General features: G+C 74.7%; 17 protein-coding genes. 5 read left to right on the top strand and 12 right to left on the bottom strand.

Going from position 1 to position 16,726, the window contains the following annotated elements; translation table 11 throughout:
• Positions 1-2 precede the first annotated feature (2 nt).
• Entirely contained in the window at positions 3-560 is a 558-nt protein-coding gene (locus AB0N29_RS13415) for a TetR/AcrR family transcriptional regulator (RefSeq protein ID WP_302267870.1), read from the top strand.
• A gap of 54 nt (positions 561-614) precedes the next feature.
• Here AB0N29_RS13415 and AB0N29_RS13420 read toward each other — a convergent pair whose 3' ends face one another.
• Positions 615-4,601, bottom strand: coding sequence for a lamin tail domain-containing protein (locus AB0N29_RS13420; RefSeq protein WP_364867377.1), 3,987 nt, complete (start codon positions 4,599-4,601; stop codon positions 615-617).
• 158 nt (positions 4,602-4,759) lie between these two features.
• Positions 4,760-5,518, bottom strand: coding sequence for an MBL fold metallo-hydrolase (locus tag AB0N29_RS13425; protein WP_364867379.1), 759 nt, complete (start codon positions 5,516-5,518; stop codon positions 4,760-4,762).
• Between the two features lie 144 nt (positions 5,519-5,662).
• On the opposite strand from AB0N29_RS13425, the gene AB0N29_RS13430 reads away from it, so the two are divergent.
• A complete protein-coding gene (locus tag AB0N29_RS13430; protein ID WP_302267864.1) occupies positions 5,663-5,842 on the top strand; it encodes a hypothetical protein in 180 nt (59 codons plus the stop codon).
• A gap of 40 nt (positions 5,843-5,882) precedes the next feature.
• On the opposite strand, the gene AB0N29_RS13435 is transcribed toward AB0N29_RS13430, so the two are convergent.
• Complete coding sequence (locus AB0N29_RS13435; protein WP_364867382.1) at positions 5,883-6,338, bottom strand: MaoC family dehydratase; 456 nt, start codon at positions 6,336-6,338, stop codon at positions 5,883-5,885.
• Between the two features lie 112 nt (positions 6,339-6,450).
• Between AB0N29_RS13435 and AB0N29_RS13440 the strand changes: the two genes are divergently transcribed.
• Both AB0N29_RS13440 and AB0N29_RS13445 read left to right on the top strand, forming a co-directional pair.
• On the top strand, positions 6,451-7,554 hold the full coding sequence (locus AB0N29_RS13440) for an adenosine deaminase (RefSeq protein WP_302267862.1): 1,104 nt from the start codon (positions 6,451-6,453) through the stop codon (positions 7,552-7,554).
• A gap of 159 nt (positions 7,555-7,713) precedes the next feature.
• Complete coding sequence (locus AB0N29_RS13445; protein WP_364867384.1) at positions 7,714-8,682, top strand: DUF559 domain-containing protein; 969 nt, start codon at positions 7,714-7,716, stop codon at positions 8,680-8,682.
• Here the strand turns inward: AB0N29_RS13445 and AB0N29_RS13450 are convergent.
• From AB0N29_RS13450 to deoC, 4 genes are all read right to left on the bottom strand, one after another.
• Positions 8,645-9,190, bottom strand: coding sequence for a hypothetical protein (locus tag AB0N29_RS13450; protein ID WP_364867386.1), 546 nt, complete (start codon positions 9,188-9,190; stop codon positions 8,645-8,647). The two genes, AB0N29_RS13445 and AB0N29_RS13450, sit on opposite strands and share 38 nt — an antisense overlap.
• Before the next feature lie 58 nt (positions 9,191-9,248).
• Positions 9,249-9,857 carry an ATP-binding protein gene (locus AB0N29_RS13455; RefSeq protein ID WP_302267859.1) on the bottom strand — a complete coding sequence of 203 codons (609 nt, stop codon included), beginning with the start codon at positions 9,855-9,857 and terminating at the stop codon, positions 9,249-9,251.
• 33 nt (positions 9,858-9,890) lie between these two features.
• Positions 9,891-10,286, bottom strand: coding sequence for a Rieske (2Fe-2S) protein (locus tag AB0N29_RS13460; protein WP_302267858.1), 396 nt, complete (start codon positions 10,284-10,286; stop codon positions 9,891-9,893).
• A 74-nt stretch (positions 10,287-10,360) separates the two neighbouring features.
• On the bottom strand, positions 10,361-11,053 hold the full coding sequence (gene deoC, locus AB0N29_RS13465) for a deoxyribose-phosphate aldolase (RefSeq protein ID WP_364867389.1): 693 nt from the start codon (positions 11,051-11,053) through the stop codon (positions 10,361-10,363).
• 81 nt (positions 11,054-11,134) lie between these two features.
• Between deoC and AB0N29_RS13470 the strand changes: the two genes are divergently transcribed.
• Positions 11,135-11,740 carry a hypothetical protein gene (locus AB0N29_RS13470; RefSeq protein ID WP_302267856.1) on the top strand — a complete coding sequence of 202 codons (606 nt, stop codon included), beginning with the start codon at positions 11,135-11,137 and terminating at the stop codon, positions 11,738-11,740.
• 26 nt (positions 11,741-11,766) lie between these two features.
• Here AB0N29_RS13470 and AB0N29_RS13475 read toward each other — a convergent pair whose 3' ends face one another.
• The 5 genes from AB0N29_RS13475 to AB0N29_RS13495 form a co-directional block, all read right to left on the bottom strand.
• Entirely contained in the window at positions 11,767-12,189 is a 423-nt protein-coding gene (locus tag AB0N29_RS13475; RefSeq protein ID WP_302267855.1) for a BLUF domain-containing protein, read from the bottom strand.
• A 37-nt stretch (positions 12,190-12,226) separates the two neighbouring features.
• Positions 12,227-13,882, bottom strand: a complete 1,656-nt coding sequence (locus tag AB0N29_RS13480; protein WP_302267854.1) for a phospho-sugar mutase — start codon at positions 13,880-13,882, stop codon at positions 12,227-12,229.
• A 42-nt stretch (positions 13,883-13,924) separates the two neighbouring features.
• The gene (locus AB0N29_RS13485; RefSeq protein WP_302267853.1) at positions 13,925-14,929 is read right to left on the bottom strand and encodes an aldo/keto reductase; all 1,005 of its coding nucleotides are present in this window, start codon (positions 14,927-14,929) and stop codon (positions 13,925-13,927) included.
• Positions 14,930-15,089: 160 nt separating this feature from the next.
• Positions 15,090-15,887: an NAD(P)-dependent oxidoreductase gene (locus AB0N29_RS13490; protein WP_364867393.1), complete on the bottom strand. Its 798-nt coding sequence runs from the start codon at positions 15,885-15,887 to the stop codon at positions 15,090-15,092.
• A 51-nt stretch (positions 15,888-15,938) separates the two neighbouring features.
• On the bottom strand, positions 15,939-16,622 hold the full coding sequence (locus tag AB0N29_RS13495; protein ID WP_364867395.1) for a biliverdin-producing heme oxygenase: 684 nt from the start codon (positions 16,620-16,622) through the stop codon (positions 15,939-15,941).
• Positions 16,623-16,726 lie beyond the last annotated feature (104 nt).

The following is a 16,726-nucleotide window of genomic DNA, read 5'->3' on the forward strand; positions in this document are numbered from 1 at the left end:
GCATGGCCGGCCGACCGCGGAGCTTCGATCGCGACGCCGCTCTGCGCGCGGCTGTCGAGCAGTTCTGGCGCACGGGCTACGAGGAGACCTCCGTCGCGATGCTGACCTCGGCCATGGGGGTGACGCCGCCCAGCCTGTACGCGGCGTTCGGCGACAAGCGCCGCCTGTTCGAGGAGGCCTCGGCGGTCTACTTCGCGCGCACGTGCGAGGAGGTCGACCGGGCCGCGGGGCTGCCGACCGTGCACGAGGCCGTCGCCCGGATGTTGGACGACACCGCACGCGCCCACACGGACCCGGCCACGCCGGCGGGGTGCCTGATGCTGACCGAGCCGCGGCTCGAGGCGCAGCGCGAGGTCCTCCGCCGACGGCTCCAGGAGCGGCTCGACCAGGGCGTGCGGGACCGCGACCTCCCGGCCACGACGGACACCGGTCACCTCGCCTCGTTCCTCGTGGCCGTCATGCGTGGCATGTCCGGCTGCGCCCGCGACGGAGCCACCGCCGAGGACCTCCTGGGCATCGCCGGGACCGCGATGGCCGCCCTCCCCGCGCCGCCGCGCTAGCCGGCGCCCGGGACGGGAGGGCCCGCGCCGGACGTGCGGCGCGGACCCCGCGGCCTACGCCCCGGCCCGCGCCCTCCGGACCCGGTAGACGACCCGGTCGATCGCCACGTTCCCGGCCGCGTCGGTGGCGGTGGCGGTGACGACCACGCGCGTGCCGCCCGCGGTCCTGGTCGCCCGGTGCCTCAGCCGGCAGGAGTCGAGGCCCGAGAGGCGGTCGGAGGCTCGGCAGCGGGCCCGGGGCAGGTCCCCGCGGCGGTACGTCGCGCCGTCGCGGACACCCGTGACGGCAACCTTCGGGCCGGTGCCGTCGATGTCGACGCCGCCCACCCGCACGGTGGCCCGCCCGCCGTCCGTGGCCGTGACCGTGCGGCTCACCCCCTGGTCGGCACCGTCGCCGCGGAGGGTGACCGGTGCGGGGCAGCGACCGGCGAGCGGCGCGCTCCCCGGGGCGCAGGTGAACGTCACGGTCACCGGGCCGGTCCACCACCCCGAGGCCGGCCGGGCCGACGAGAGCCGGGCGGTGATCCTCGGGTCGGTGACGACGACGGCGGCGGAGCCGGTCGAGCCGGTGAAGTCGCCGTCGCCGGCGTACGTCGCGGTCACGGTCGTCGTGCCGGCGGGCGCCGCACGGTCGAGGGTGGCCACCCCGCCGTCCAGCGCGGCGGTGCCGAGCGGGGCGCCGCCGGCGGTGAAGGTGACCGTGCCGGTGGGTGTCCCGGCGCCCGGGGCGACCGGGAGGACGGTCGCGCGCTGCCTGGTCGCGCCGGTGGTCACCGTGGTCGTCGTGGCCGCCCGGGTGACCGTGACCGTGCGCGTCGCGGAGCCCGGTGCGTACGACGCGGTGCCGGCCTGCCGTGCGGTGACCGTGCAGGTGCCCGGGTCGGTGAAGGTGACCGTCGTGCCGGTCACCGTGCAGGTGCCGCCGGCGGCCAGCGTCACCGGGGCGCCCGAGGCGCCGCCCTGGGTCGTGACCGCCCAGGTCTGGCCGACGACCGGGGCGGCCGGCGGCTCGGAGGTGAAGGTCACCGTCTGCGGCTGCGGCGCCGGCGGGGTGGTCGGCGGGGTGGTCGGGGGAGTCGTCGGCGGGGTCGCGACGGTGCAGTCGATCGCGCCGCGGCGCAGCGAGTGCCCGTCGGTGTCGCCGTCGTCGGCCCACAGGACCTCCTTGCGGCCGTCCACGCAGCGCGACTGCGGGGCGATCGCGAAGCCCTCGTTGTTGAGGTTGGGCATCCCGACCGGCCGGTCGTGGGCGGAGTCGACGACGAAGCTGCCCGTGCCGTCGATCGCCAGTTGCGAGGTCCGGCCGTCGTGGGTGTCGTCGGTGACCGCCCACACGCGGCCGCGCTCGGGGTCGAAGGCGACGTCGGCGAGGTGCTCGAAGCCGCTGTCGATGGTGGCGACCTTGTGCGAGGTGGTGCCGTCGCTGTCGAGGGCGAACGCGATGAGGTCGCCGGTGTCCTCGACTGCGACGAACCACAGGCCGCTGCCGTGGGTGGGGTACGTCGCGGGGTCGTACGTCGCGCCGGTGCTCTGGTCCCGGAAGCCGTGGGCGGTCAGGTAGGAGTCCGGCACGAACGCGACGCCCTCGAGCCCGAGGTTGGCGCCGGCGGCCGGGATCTGACGGGTCAGGTCCCACTCGGCGGTGGCGCGGATGGTGGTGCCGGTCGCGGCCGGGTCGTAGCGCAGGATCGACATCCGGCTCACCCCGCTGGCGGCGTTGTTGCGCTCCGAGGCGAGGTAGACGAAGCCGTCGGGGCCGATGGCGATCCCCTCGGTGTCCGGGGCGCCGGTGCCGTCGACGTACACGGGGGTCTTCGGCCAGCCGGACGCCGGCACGAGCTCGGTGCCGCTGCGGGTGAGCTTGAACAGGGTGCCGAGCTTGTTCTGGGCCGCCCACAGCACGTCGGGGTCGGCGGGGTCGAAGGCGAGGCCGGAGAGGTCCTGGGCGAAGGTGCCCGCGAGGTCGGCCGTGGTGACCGTCTGGGCGCCCGGCCACGGGGTGGTGTCCAGGCCCGGGCAGGAGTTGACCGCCCCCTTCGTCGGGGCCTTGGCGTCCCGGAAGTCGCCCAGGCCGTCCTTGCAGCGCGCCCAGGTCCGGGTGGCGGGGGCGGTCCAGGCGTGCTGCTCGACGAGCGCGGTGCCGTCGGCGGCGTACAGGCGCACCGCGTCGGCGTCGTCGAGACCGAACCCGAGGGTGCTTCCCTCGAGCACCAGGTGGCCCTTGGCGGCGATGCTGGTCGAGGCCGGGAGGACGTAGGCGTGCGCGTCGTCGGCGTCCTTGACGACGTAGCCGGAGACGTCGACCGTCGCGGTCGAGATGTTCACCAGCTCGACCCAGTCGCCCGGCGTGCCGCCGGTGCTCTCGACCTCGTTGATGCGGACCGGGCTGCAGGCGTTGGGCAGGCCCCGGGTGGAGGCGGTGGTGTCGCGGAAGTCGCCGGTGCCGTCGGGGCAGCGGCCCCACGTGGTCGCGGCGTGCGCACCCCAGGTGGTGGTGTCGACCTGGGTGGTGCCGTCGGCGAGGAGCAGCGTGACGCTGTCACCGACGCCGAGCCCGAAGCCGGGGCTCTGCGCGATCTCGGTGTAGACGGCGCGGTGGCCGCCCGCGGAGATGGTCGTGCCGGCGGGCACGACGACCGGGGTCGCGGCGTGGGCCGGGTCGCCGTCGAGGATCTTCCAGCCGGAGACGTCGACGGGGGAGGCGGAGCGGTTCTTCAGCTCGACCCAGTCGGCGACCTGGTCGCCGTTCGACTCGACCTCGTTGATCACCACGTCCGGCGGCCCGGCCGGGCCACCGCTGCAGGCGTTGGCCGCGCCGAGAGTGTCGGGCGCCACGCCGAACGCGTCCGAGCCGTCGGGGCACTGGCCCCAGTTCGCGGCGTGCGTGTCGGCGGGGTACGTCGTGGAGTCGAGCAGGACCGCCCGGTTCGGCGGGTACAGCCGGACCGAGTCGCCCTTGCCCAGGCCGAAGGACGGGTTGACGTCGAAGGTCCGGTGGGCGTGCGCCTCGAGGACCGTGCCGGGCGGGACCGTGAAGACGTGGCTGTCGTCGTTGTCCTGGAGCACGTAGCCGGAGATGTCCACGGCCGCGTCGCCGACGTTCGTCAGCTCCACCAGGTCGCCGGGGTCGGACTGGACCTCGTTGACCTTGATGCTCTCCGCACCTGCCGGAGGGGCGCACCGGTTGGCCGCGCCCCGGGTCGCCGCGGCGGTGACCTCGAACGTCCCGGTGCCGCTCGGGCAGCGGCCCCAGCTCCTCCCGGCCGGCGGGTGCGAGGCGTAGGCGTGGGAGTCCACCGGCGTGGTCGGGTCGGTGTCGCTGAACAGCCGGACCGCGTCGCCTCCGCCCAGGCCGAACGCGAAGTCGACGCCCTCGCCGCTCAGGGTCAGGAGGGCGCCGGCGGCGATCGAGCTGCCGGCCGGGAACGTGTACGGGTTCTCCTCCTTGCTGTCCTTGAGGACCCAGCCCGAGAGGTCGACCGGGCCCGCCCCGGTGTTCACCAGCTCGACGAAGTCGGGGTTGTTCGAGGAGAGCTCGTCGATGCGCACCGCACTGTCGGGGGTGGTGCAGGCGTTCTCGGCGCCGGGAGTCGCGGGGACGACGACGAACGTGCCGCCGGTGACCGGGCAGCGGCTCCAGCTCGAGCCCGCGGCCGGGTGCGCGGCGTAGTCGTGGGCGTCGACCGGGCTCGCGAGGTCGCTGTCGCTGAAGAGCCGTACGGAGTCGCCGTTGCCCAGGCCGAAGGCGAAGTCGACCTTCTCGCCGCGCAGGAGCCGCGTCTCGCCGGCGGCGAGGGAGCTGCCGGCCGGGAACGTGTAGGAGTTGCTCTCGCTGTTGTCCTTGAGCACCCAGCCGGAGAGGTCGACCGCGCTGGCGCCGGTGTTGACCAGCTCGACGAAGTCGGGGTTGTTCGACGAGAGCTCGCTGATCCGCACGTCCGCGTCCGCGGCGTCCGCCGGGGCGGCCACCGTGACCAGGCCCGCGAGGGCGAACGTGACGGAGCCGAGCAGGGCGGTCGGACGGTGCCGGAATCTGGCCACGACGCTTCTTCCTCGAGTGTGCTGCCGAGCCAGCGACGGATGGGGGCGACCGGCAGCCTGGGGGAGGGTGGCGAAGCGGAGGTGAACGGCCCGCGGTGGGCCGCTGAACGTCAGGCTCCCGGTGGGCGCCGAGCGGACCGGCGGGCCGGGGCACGAGGTCAGCCGATCGCGTGGACCTCGTTCTCCCGGGCGCAGGCGGTGGGCCCGCCGAAGACGTGGGCGGCGCGGGCGGTGGCGGCCTCCGGTGTCAGCGTGGGGCCGACGTGGGTCACGAGGAGCCGGCCGGCGCCGGCGCGACGGGCCAGCGCCCCGGCGTCCTCCGGGGTGTGGTGGCCCTGCGGCGCGTCCGAGGTCCACCGGTCCGACTCCGCCTCGCACAGCAGGAGGTCGGCGCGCTCGGCGAGCGCGTCGAGCGACGTGCAGGGCCCCGTGTCGCCGGAGAAGGCCAGCACCTTCCCCTCGTACGTCGCGCGGAGGCCGTACGCCTCGACGTCGTGCTGGACCGCGGCGGCTCGCAGCGCCAGGTCGCCGATGCGCACCTCGTGGCCGTCGTGCAGGTCGTGCAGCGCCAGGTGGGGCGCCAGTGCCCCGCCGAGGTCCGGCCGGTCGAGGAAGCCGGACAGGCGCCGCAGCAGCCCGCTCGGCGCGTGCACGGGGATCGGCGCCTCCACCCGCGGGCCGCCGTACGCCAGGGCGTAGAACGCGCCCAGCAGGTCGGCGCTGTGGTCGGCGTGCAAGTGGGAGATCCAGATGGCGTCCACGTCGGTCAGTGCCGTGTGGCGCTGGAGGTTCGCGAGGGAGCCCGGGCCGGCGTCGACCCACACCCGGGTGTCGCCGGCGGTCACGAGGTAGCCGGAGCAGGCCCGGTCGGGGAGGGGGTGCGGGGTGGCGGTCCCGAGCACGGCGAGCGTGAACACGGAACGAACCTAATGTATTGATATGTGTTGCGCAGCATGGTTATCCGGTGTGGCGTCGTCCCGCGCATGGGACCGGCCGAAGAAGTGCGGCTCCGTCGGCGGGGGCACCGTCCGCCGGGGCCCGTTCGGCCGTACGGTCGACCCATGATCACCCCGCGGATGCTCGCGGACGAGCTCGGCGTCACCGACCGGACCATCCGGCGGTGGCTGCACGCCATGGGGTGGCAGATCACGCCGTACGCCTACTTCCGGCTCACCGAGGCGGAGGCCGAGAAGGTGCGGGCCTACGGGCGCGAGCGCCTCGCGCGGCGCGCGCGGGACTGAGCGGCCGCCACTCCCGCTGCGCGGGCGGCGGCGGAGTGCGTCAGCCGGCGAGGAGCAGGACGACGGTCTCGGCGACGCAGGCGGGCTTGGCCTCGCCCTCGATCTCGACGGTGTAGGCGATGACGGCCTGCTTGCCGGCGGGGATGTCGGTGACCTCGCCGAAGGCGACGTGCCCGCGGACGCGCTTGCCGACGAGCAGCGGGTTCGGGAAGCGGACCTTGTTGACGCCGTAGTTGAGCTTGGCGCCGGGGGTGTCGAGGGCGAAGACCTGGCTGCCCAGCCACGGCACCAGCGACAGGGTGAGGTAGCCGTGGGCGATGGTCCCGCCGAACGGGCCGTCCTTCGCGCGCTCGACGTCGACGTGGATCCACTGGTGGTCGCCGGTGGCCTCGGCGAAGAGGTCGACGCGTGCCTGGTCGATCTCCACCCAGTCGGTCGAGCCGAGGTCGGTACCGGCCGCCTCGGCGACCTCCTCGAAGCTGGAGAACGTGCGCATGGGGGCTCCTCGGGGACGCGTGCGGGAAGGCTGTGGGCGGGGGCTGCGGGGCTCGTGCGGGCTCGCACCAGGCGATGTGGAACTCGGTGACCGGGGTGGTTGGATGGTCGGCATGCAAGATAGTGCCCCCGTCACGCTGACCAGGGAACAGGTGCGCCGGGCGCCGAAGGTCCTCCTCCACGACCACCTCGACGGCGGGCTCCGCCCCCAGACCATCCTCGAGCTCGCCGCGGCGTGCGGCCACGAGCTGCCGGTCGCTGGCAACGCCGAGGAGCTCGGCCGCTGGTTCACCGAGGCCGCCGACTCGGGCTCCCTCGAGCGCTACCTCGAGACCTTCGACCACACCGTCGGCGTGATGCAGACCGCCGACGCGCTCACCCGCGTGGCCCGCGAGTGCGTGGAGGACCTGGCCGAGGACGGCGTGGTGTACGCCGAGATCCGCTACGCCCCCGAGCAGCACGTGCAGGAGGGCCTCAGCCTCGACGACGTGGTCGCCGCCGTGCAGCGGGGCTTCGACGAGGGCTGCTCGGCCGCGGGCGACCGGATCGTCGTCCGGCAGCTGCTCACCGCCATGCGGCACCAGGCCCGCTCGATGGAGATCGCCGAGCTCGCGATCGCCTGGCGCGACCGCGGCGTGGCCGGCTTCGACATCGCCGGCGCGGAGGCGGGCTACCCGCCCACCCGCCACCTCGACGCCTTCGAGTACCTCCAGCGCGAGAACTCCCACTTCACCATCCACGCCGGCGAGGCGTTCGGGCTGCCGTCGATCTGGCAGGCCATCCAGTGGTGCGGCGCGGACCGGCTCGGGCACGGCGTCCGGATCATCGACGACATCACCGCGCACGAGGACGGCACCGTCGAGCTCGGCCGGCTGGCGGCGTACGTCCGGGACAAGCGGATCCCGCTCGAGATGTGCCCCGCCTCCAACATCCAGACCGGCGCCGCCGCGTCGATCGCCGAGCACCCGATCGGCCTGCTCAAGAGCCTGCGGTTCCGTGTCACCGTCAACACCGACAACCGGCTGATGAGCGGCACCTCGATGACCGACGAGATGTGGGCGCTGGTCGAGGCGTTCGGGTACGGCGTGCGCGACGTCGAGTGGTTCACGATCAACGCCATGAAGTCGGCGTTCCTGCCCTTCGACCAGCGCCTCGAGCTGATCTCCTCGGTGATCAAGCCCGCGTACGCCGCGCTGGCCGCCGAGCTGGGCGGCTGACCGACCCGGACGTCATGCGGAGGGAGCACCCGCTCCCACGCTCCGGATGACGTCCGCACGCGGGCCGGTTTCTGTCCACAGCGTCCCGCGGGGCGCCGGCGCCCCCAGGGCACCCGCGGAGCGATGGCCCGGGTCCGCCGCTCCGGGGAGCGTGCGTCCGTGCCCGCGACGACTCCCCACGACCTGCCCGTCCTCCTCGCCGCCCGGCGCCTCGCGGCCGACCAGGGCGGTGTGGTGTCGCGGCGGCAGCTCTACGCGCTGGGTGTCACCCGGTGGCAGGTGAGGGGACAGGTCGCCGGCGGCCGCTGGCGACTGGTGGGCGACCAGTCCGTGTGCCTGCACAACAGCACCCTCAGCGAGGCTGGCCACCACTGGGCGGCGGTGTTCCAGGGTGGGCCACGCGCGTGCCTGGACGGGGCGTCGGCCCTGGTGGCTGGCGGCCTGCAGCGGTACGTCGTGGACCGGGTCAGGGTGTCGGTCCCGCGCGGCGCGCGCGTGCGACGGAGCCCGCGGTACGACATCCGGCAGACCCGGCGGTGGAGCGCGACCGACGTCGTGCCGACCGGGGTGCCGCGGACCCGGCCCGCGACGGCGGCGGTCCGCGCGGCGCTGTGGGTCGCGACCGACCGCCAGGCGGCGTACCTGCTGACCCTGACCGTGCAGCAGGGCCTCGCCACCGCCGAGCAGGTGGGCGAGGAGGCGCTGCGCGTGCGGAGGGACCGGCGACGTGCGCTGGTCCAGCAGGTGGTCGGTGAGCTGCTCGAGGGCGCCCGCACGTTGGACGAGGCGGCGATCGTGCGGGAGCTGGTGCGCCGGGGGCTCCCGGCGCCCGCGCGGCAGGTGGTGCGGCGCGGGCGCAACGGTCGGTACGTCCTGGACCTCTGCTGGCCCGAGCACCGGCTGGTCGTCGAGGTCGACGGCATCCAGCACGCCTGGGTGGACCACGTCGTCGGCGACGCGGTCCGGCAGAACGACCTGGTCCTGTCGGGCGACCGGGTGCTGCGGGTGCCGATGCTGCGGCTGCGGCCCGACACGTTCTACGGGCAGATCGAGCAGGCGCTCCTGCACCGGACGGGCCACGCCTCGGACGTCATGCGGGCCGAGCACCCGCTCCCACGCTCCGGATGACGTCCGGGACCACGGCGAACCACGGCCGGTCCCACCCGGCCACCCGCAGCCGCCCGGCCGCGAACGCCTCCCGGCGGACGACCACGACGTCTCCCCGGGCCGGGTCGTAGAGCCGCAGGCGGTCCGCCTCGACAGCCAGGACCAGCACCACGTGGCGCGGGAGGAGCCGGTTGCCGACGTAGAGCGCGCTGCGCCCCGTCGCCTCCTGCAGGGTCGACCAGCGGGCGCGCCGGACCCGGTGCCGCACACCGGTGACCAGCGCGAGCTCCCGGGCCACCGCCCACGGCGGCGTGCCGAGCGCGCGCGGCCAGGGCAGCTGCGCGCGGCCGTCGCGGGACCGGTGGCCGGTCACCCGCCGGTGCAGCGCGAGCACCTCCGCCGGGAACGACGCGGCGGCTCTCGCGGCGTACTCCTCCTCGGCGAGCATCCGCGCGACCACCAGCACCGAGGCGCCGCAGGAGAGCGGGTCGGGCTGGCGCAGCGCGGCGCCCCAGGGGAGCAGGGTCACCCCCGAGTCATAGCAGCCGCCGGAAGCGGGCGCCGGGAGCCGTCGTCGGGACCCCGCGTCAGCGGGCCGCGTCGGCGGTCAGCCGCGCGACCTCGGCGCAGGCCTCGTCGGGCGTGACCGGCCGGCAGCCCTTCGCGACGGCGTCGGCGACGACCTCGCGCTGGGCGCGCATCAGGGCGATGCCCCGCCGGACGAGGACGAGCGGCGGCTTGCGGTGCTCCCGCAGGTCGCGCTGGAGGCGGAGCCAGAAGGTGCGCAGGGGCGACCGGCGGATGCAGTACGCCGCGGCGAGGATCCCCGCCTCACGCGCGGGCCGGACGACGTCGGGGGCGAAGATCCCCTCCGCGACGTAGTACGGGGCACCGTCCAGGTCGAGGGTCTGCCACCCGCAGCGGCCGTCGTGGGCGATGTCGTAGATCGGCACCTCGGCCTTCCCCTCGCGGCACAGCGTCTCCATCGCGGCGAGCGCGTCGTCGGGCAGCCAGGAGTCGGGGTGGTCCCAGTCGATGATGCCGGCGTTCGCGCCGTGCTCGATGCGGGGGAGCGTGGGGTCGCCACCGGACTTGTAGAAGTCGTCGAGGCGCAGCACCGGCAGGCCCATCCGCGCGGCGAGCCGGGACTTGCCCGACCCCGAGGGGCCGGCGAGGACGATCACCCGGGCGCGCACCGGGACATCCTGCCGTGTCCCGGCCCCCGGGGCTCAGTCGACCCGGACCTGGTCGCCCTCGACGTGGGCCTTGCCACGGCGCAGCCGGAGCACCTTGGAGTACGCCGCCACGAACTGGCGGTAGCCCCGGGCCGGGCCGTGGTAGCCCAGGAACCCCTTCGGCCCGTCGACCATGACGCCGGTGCTGACGTCGTACCGGCTCTGGTGCCACGGGCAGACCAGGCACCCGTCCGCGTCGACGTGGCCCTCGCTGAGGTCGGCGAGCTGGTGGCGGCACCGGCGCGAGACCGCGAACGGCTCCCCGGTGCGCGCGGTCGGGTCGGTGGTGTCCGTCGTGCGGCGCAGGCCGACCACCCACTGCCCGACCAGGCGGACCTTGCCGCCGGCCAGCTCGGAGAGGGGGACGCCGGGCTGCTTGTCGTCGCTCATGGGAGGGCCGGTACCCGCTCCGGGCCCTCCGTCTGCGACCGGGTCGCCGACGATGACGGCGACGGCAACAGCGGTCAGTAGCTGCCGGAGCCGGAGGACGCGCCGTCGCCGGCGGAACCGAGGAGCGCGCGGCTGCCGGAGACGCCGAGCCGGGAGGCACCGGCGGCCATCATCGTGCGCGCCTGCTCGAGGGTGCGCACGCCGCCGGAGGCCTTGACCTGCAGCTGAGGGACCGTCTGGGCCATCAGGCGCACGGCGTGCTCGGAGGCCCCGCCGGAGGGGTGGAAGCCGGTGGAGGTCTTGACGAAGTCCGCGCCGGCGGCGGCCGCGGCGCGGCACACGCCGACGATCTCCTCGTCGGACAGGGCGGCGGACTCGATGATCACCTTGAGCACCGTCGGCGCCGGTGCGGCCGCGCGGACCGCGGCGACGTCGGCCTCGACCGCGTCGTACCGGCCCTCCTTGGCGGCACCGATGTCGATGACCATGTCGACCTCGTCGGCGCCGTTCGCGACCGACTCCGCAGCCTCGGCGGCCTTGACCGTGGAGGTGTGCTTGCCGCTGGGGAACCCGCAGACGACGGCGACCTTCAGCCCGCTGCCCTCCGGCACGGCGACGGGCAGCATCGAGGGGGAGACGCACACGGAGTAGGTCCCGAGCTCGACGGCCTCGGCCACCAGCGCCTCGACGTCGGCGCGGGTGGCCTCCGGCTTCAGCAGGGTGTGGTCGATGGCCTGGGCGACCTGGGTGACGGAGGGTTCGCTCACCGGTTCAGCATAGGCTCGACGCCGCGCCCGGCCCGACGGTGGGCTGGGGCACGACCGGACCGAGAGCAGGAGGACGACGCGGTGGGCGAGCAGGGACCCGGCGAGGTCACGGAGAGCTTCCGACCCACCAGCGGACGGGTGAGCGGCGTCCTCGGCCTGCTCGCGGCGCTCGGCGCCGTCGTCCTCGGCGTCACCGAGAGGTACGACGCGGCGGTGGTCGTCGGCGCGGTCTTCTTCGGCGTCCTGGTCTGGGCGGCCACGCTCCGCCCGCGGGTGCTCGTCGCCCACGGCCGGCTGGTGCTGCGCAACATGCTCGAGACGGTCACGATCCCGCTCGCGGCGGTCGAGGAGCTCGGCGTGCGGCAGGTCCTCGCCGTGCGCGCGGGGGAGAAGCGGTACGTCTCGCCGGCCATCGGCCAGACCCTGCGCTCGACGCTCCAGACGCGGGCGAGCTCGACCCCCGGTGGCACAGACCCCGACCTGGGCACCCCCGGCCCGTCGTACGCCGACATCGTCGAGATGCGGATCCGTCAGCTCGTCGACGAGGACCGCACCGCCCGCGGCATCCGCCGCTCCTCCCCGGAGGTCACCGCGCTGGCCGCCGAGGTGCGCCGCACCCCGGCCTGGGCCGAGATCGTCCTCCTGGCGGTCACCTTCGTCGGGTTCCTGGTCACGCTGGTCCTCTGAGGAGGCCTGCTCGACTGGTCCGGAGGTCAGCGCATCGTCTCGCGGAAGGTGCGCAGCAGGGAGCCGACCACCTCGGTGTGGCTGTCGTCGCCGGTGGCAGGGTCGTCGCGTCCGCGGAGGAAGTCGGTGAAGCCGTCCTCGCGCTCCAGGTCGACGCCGCTGACGTCGCGGAAGCCCATCGACCAGTCGGGGAAGGCCCGCTGCTCGATCCGGTCGCGCAGCAGCACGATCACCCCGCGGTGGCGGGGGTCGCGCTCGATGTCGGCGAAGGTCTGCTCGACCTCCTCCTCCGGGCCCTCGAGCACCTGGATGATGTTGCCGTCGCGGTAGAGCAGCACGCCGCTGAGGCCGCGCTCGTGGTTGCGCGGCCGGCTGGTCTCGAGGAGGCGGACCAGGGCGTCGGCGTCGAGCAGCTCGGTGGCGGAGCTGACGTAGGTCAGGGAGAGCACGGCGTCCGGGTACCCAGTCGTCCGGCGGGTCTGCCGCTCAGATCCCGGCCGCGGACTTGATGTCCGAGCGCAGGGCGTCGAGCCGGCCGGCGGCGTGGATCCGCGCCGCGTCGACGCCGTCCTCGCGGTCGACCGGCACGACGACCTCGAGGTAGCACTTCAGCTTCGGCTCCGTCCCGCTCGGTCGTACGACGACGCGCGCGCCGCCCGCGAGGGCGTAGCGCAGCCCCTCGGTCGGCGGGAGGTCCGCGGAGCCGGTGCTCAGGTCGTCGACCCGCTCGACGGCGAGGCCGCCCAGCGCGGCGGGCGGGGTCGCGCGCAGCCGCTCCATCGCGGCGCCGATCTCGGCCAGGTCGGTGACCCGCACGGAGAGCTGGTCGGTCGCGTGCAGGCCGTGCTCCAGCGCGATGTCGTCGAGGACGTCGGGCAGGCCGCGGCCCTCGGCCTTGGCCCGGGCGGCGAGCTCGCACAGCAGCAGCAGCGCGGAGACGCCGTCCTTGTCCCGGACGTGCTCGGGGTCGACGCAGTAGCCCAGCGCCTCCTCGTAGCCGAACGCGAGCCCCTCGACCCGGCCGATCCACTTGAAGCCGGTGAGCGTCTCGGCGTACGGCTGGCCGGCCTTCGCGGCCATCTTCCCGAGCAGGGAGGAGGAGACGATCGAGGTGGCGTAGGTGCCCTGCTTGCCGGAGCTGAGCAGGGCGTGGGCGAGCAGCGCGCCGACCTCGTCGCCGCGCAGCATCCGCCACCCGTGCGGGCCCGGCACCGCCGCGGCGCAGCGGTCGGCGTCGGGGTCGTTGGCGACCACGAGGTCCGCGCCGTGCTGCTCGGCGAGCGCCATCGCGAGGTCCATGGCACCGGGCTCCTCGGGGTTCGGGAACGCGACCGTGGGGAAGTCCGGGTCGGGCTGCTCCTGCTGCTCGACGACCCGCGGCTGGGAGAACCCGGCGGACTCCAGCACCTGCAGCACCGACGTGCCGCCGACGCCGTGCAGCGGGGTGTAGACGAGGTCGAGGTCGCGGGGGCCGTCCTCGGCGAGGCCGGCGACGGTGTCGAGGTAGCGGTCGACGATGCCCTCGTCGAGTACCGCGCCGCCGTTCCCGCGGGGCACGTCGGCGACCGGGCCGACCGCCGCGATCCGGGCGGCGATCTCGGCGTCGGCCGGCGGCACGATCTGGCTGCCGTCGCCGAGGTAGACCTTGTAGCCGTTGTCCTGCGGCGGGTTGTGGCTCGCGGTCACCATCACGCCGGCCGAGCAGCCCAGCTCCCGGATGGCGTAGGCCAGCAGCGGCGTCGGGAGCGGCCGCGGCAGGAGGTGGGCGGCGAACCCGGCGCCGGTCACCACCTCCGCGGTGTCGCGGGCGTAGACGTCGCTGTCGTGGCGCGCGTCGTACCCGATGACCACGGGGCCGGTGGCGCCGGTGTCGCGCAGGTACGCCGCCAGGCCGGCGGCGGCGCGGGTGACGACGACCCGGTTCATCCGGTTCGGGCCGGCGCCGATCGCGCCCCGCAGGCCCGCCGTGCCGAACTCCAGCGTCCCGGCGAACCGGTCCGCCAGGTCGGCCGTCGCGGCCGCGTCCCCGGCCTCGACGCGGGCGACGACCGCCTCGAGCTCCTCGCGGGTGCGCGGGTCGGGGTCCTCGGCGGTCCAGGCGCGGGCGGCGGCGAGCAGGGAGGGAACGTCGGTGTTCGTCACCGGTCCACCCTACGAGCCGCCGACCCCGCGCCCGGCCGCGCCTCAGGCCTCGATCGAGGACATGTCGCCGTACCGGTCGCCCACGACGGCGTCGCGCGGCACGGCCTCCTCCAGGCGGCGCAGGTCCCCGGCGTCCAGCGGCACGTCCAGGGCGCCGACGTTCTCCTCGAGGTAGGCCACCCTCTTGGTGCCCGGGATCGGCGCCACGTCGTCGCCCTGGGCCAGCACCCAGGCGAGGGCGAGCTGGCCGGGGGTGCAGTCCTTCTCGGCGGCGAGCTCGCGGATCTTGTCCACGAGGCGGAGGTTGGCGCGCAGGCCCTCGCCGTTGAGGCGGGGGAAGTACGCCGAGCGGCGCGAGTCGTCCTCGGCCAAGGACTCCTCCGAGGTGATCGCGCCGGTGAGGATGCCGCGGCCGAGCGGGGAGTACGGCACGAGCCCGATCCCCAGCTCGCGGATGGTCGGCAGGATCTCGTCCTCGAGGTCGCGGGTGAACAGCGAGTACTCCGTCTGCAGCGCGGTGATCGGGTGGGTCGCGTGGGCGCGGCGGATGGTGGCGGCCGACGCCTCGGAGAGCCCGAGGTGGCCGACCTTGCCGGCGGCCACCAGCTCGGCCATCGCCCCGACGGTCTCCTCGATCGGGACCGACCGGTCCACGCGGTGCTGGTAGTAGAGGTCGATGTGGTCGACGCCGAGCCGCGAGAGCGAGGCGTCGCAGGCGGCCCGGACGTACTCCGGGCGGCCGTTGATGCCGACGCGGGTGCCGTCGGGCAGGCGCTCGTTGCCGAACTTGGTCGCCAGCTGCACCTCGTCGCGGCGGTCCTTGATCGCCGCCCCGACCAGCTGCTCGTTGGTGAACGGGCCGTACATGTCGGCGGTGTCGAGGAACGTCACGCCCAGGTCGAGCGCCCGGTGGATCGTCGCGGTCGCCGTCGCCTCGTCTGCGGTCCCGTAGAACTCCGACATCCCCATGCAGCCGAGGCCGAGGGCGGACACGGTGAGGGACGAGGCGGTGCCGAGGGTGCGCTTCTGCGTCACGGAAGAGGTCATGCCCCCAGCAAAGACCTCTGCTCCAAGCCGTGCCAGGTCCTGGTGGGGCCAGGCTCGGGGTGGTCGGTTTCCCCGGGGCCCCGGGGAAACCGGCACCTCTCAGGGGTTGCATCCCCTGAGGAGTGCCGGTTTCCCCTGAGGAGTCGGGGCGAAGGGTGGCTCAGGAGCGGTCGAGGGCGGGCCGCTCGAACGTCGGCGTGGCGTACGGGCCGCCGACGTGCGCGGCGTCCCAGTCGTCCTCGGGGGAGGGCTGGATCCGGTCGGCCCAGGCCTCGGCGTCGTCCTGCGGGTCGTAGCCCAGCGCGCGACCCGGCTCGAGGTCCCACCAGGCCCGGGTGTTGGCGGAGATGCCGTACAGCACCGCGAAGCCCGGGGCCGTGGCGGTGAGGCCGGCCTCGACCATGCGGACGCAGTCGTCGTGGGAGAGCCAGGTGGAGAGGTTGCGGACCGTCTCGGGCTCGGGGAGGAACGAGCCGATCCGGCAGACGACCGCGTCGATGCCGTACCGGTCGACGTAGAGGCTCAGCAGCGCCTCGGCGGCCACCTTGCTGACGCCGTAGAACGTGTCGGGCCGCGGCCGGGCGTCGACGCCGACCAGGTCCCGGCGCGGGGTGCGGCCCAAGGCGTGGTTGGAGGAGGCGTAGACGATGCGGCGCACGTCGTGGGCGACCATCGCGTCGAGCAGCGCGCCCGTGGTCACCACGTGGGAGGCCAGCGAGTCCGGGAGGTTCGCCTCGCCGGGGTGCCCGGCCAGGTGGACGACCGCGTCGAGGGACTGCTCGACGAAGACGGCGTCGACGGCGTCGGGGTCGGTGCAGTCGACGGTGTACCAGGCGCCGTCCTCGCCCGAGGGCTGCGGCAGCCGGTCGAGGCCGACGACCTCGTGCCCCCGGTCGGCGAGGCCCAGCGAGACCACCCGGCCGATGCTGCCGGCGGCGCCGGTGACCAGGACCCTCATGCGGACGCGCCCCGGACGCCGCGGCGGTCGTGGGAGCCGGCGGGGCCGGTGTCAGTCCTGGCGTGCCGGGCGGCGGTAGGCATCGATGCGTTCTCCGAGCTCGGTGAAGAGGGCCTGGTTCAGCCGGAACGCTACCTTCACCTCCTCGACCACCCGGTCCACCCCGGCGCCGTCGAGGCCCAGTGCGTCGAGGCGGGCGCGGTAGGCGTCCTTGTACGGCTTCGGCTTGGGGATCGCGGGGAACGCGTAGAACGCCGTCCCGGCCCCGTCCAGCTCGAAGGCCCGGTCGAGCACCCGGCCGATCGCCTGGCCGCCGGACAGGTCGCCCAGGTAGCGGGTGTAGTGGTGGGCCACCAGCGCGCCGCCCCAGGACGCCCCACGGAGGCGGTCGCAGTACGTCGCCGCCGCCGGCGACTCGCCGGGCGCGAGGTCGTGGTCGGCGCCGGGCGCCCAGTGGTCCAGGTCGGCGTCGATCGCGGCGAGCCGCTCCAGGGCCGGGTCGTGGACGGCGGCCACGAGGGGGTCGTCCGAACGCTCCCGGACGACGGTCTCCATGGCGGCGTACACGCCGCGGAGCCGGCGCAGGTACGCAGCGTACCCCTCCTCGGAGATGCGGCCGTCGAGCAGCTCGGACATGAACGTCGACCCCTCGGCGTCCTCGTGCTCCGCGCGGGAGCCCTCGCGCATCGCGACCGACAGGGCGGGTGTGGTGGGGCCGGCGTCGAGCACGGTCATGAGTCTCTCCTGCGGCTGTTGCGTCGCTGTGACGGGGGCTGGAGCGGGGGCTGGAGCGGGGCTGCGCCATCGAAGCGCGGTCCGGACACGCTGTCAAAAACATC

The sequence above is a fragment of the Nocardioides sp. NPDC092400 genome, from assembly GCF_040684155.1.
Taxonomy (GTDB): domain Bacteria; phylum Actinomycetota; class Actinomycetes; order Propionibacteriales; family Nocardioidaceae; genus Nocardioides.

Excerpts from the sequence above, each read along its gene's own strand:
- AB0N29_RS13495 (WP_364867395.1), bottom strand. The coding sequence starts at position 16,622 with ATGACCGTGCTCGACGCCGGCCCCACCACACCCGCCCTGTCGGTCGCG.
- AB0N29_RS13440 (WP_302267862.1), top strand. The coding sequence starts at position 6,451 with ATGCAAGATAGTGCCCCCGTCACGCTGACCAGGGAACAGGTGCGCCGG.
- AB0N29_RS13490 (WP_364867393.1), bottom strand. The coding sequence starts at position 15,887 with ATGAGGGTCCTGGTCACCGGCGCCGCCGGCAGCATCGGCCGGGTGGTC.
- AB0N29_RS13435 (WP_364867382.1), bottom strand. The coding sequence starts at position 6,338 with ATGCGCACGTTCTCCAGCTTCGAGGAGGTCGCCGAGGCGGCCGGTACC.
- AB0N29_RS13430 (WP_302267864.1), top strand. The coding sequence starts at position 5,663 with ATGATCACCCCGCGGATGCTCGCGGACGAGCTCGGCGTCACCGACCGG.
- AB0N29_RS13460 (WP_302267858.1), bottom strand. The coding sequence starts at position 10,286 with ATGAGCGACGACAAGCAGCCCGGCGTCCCCCTCTCCGAGCTGGCCGGC.
- AB0N29_RS13485 (WP_302267853.1), bottom strand. The coding sequence starts at position 14,929 with ATGACCTCTTCCGTGACGCAGAAGCGCACCCTCGGCACCGCCTCGTCC.
- AB0N29_RS13415 (WP_302267870.1), top strand. The coding sequence starts at position 3 with ATGGCCGGCCGACCGCGGAGCTTCGATCGCGACGCCGCTCTGCGCGCG.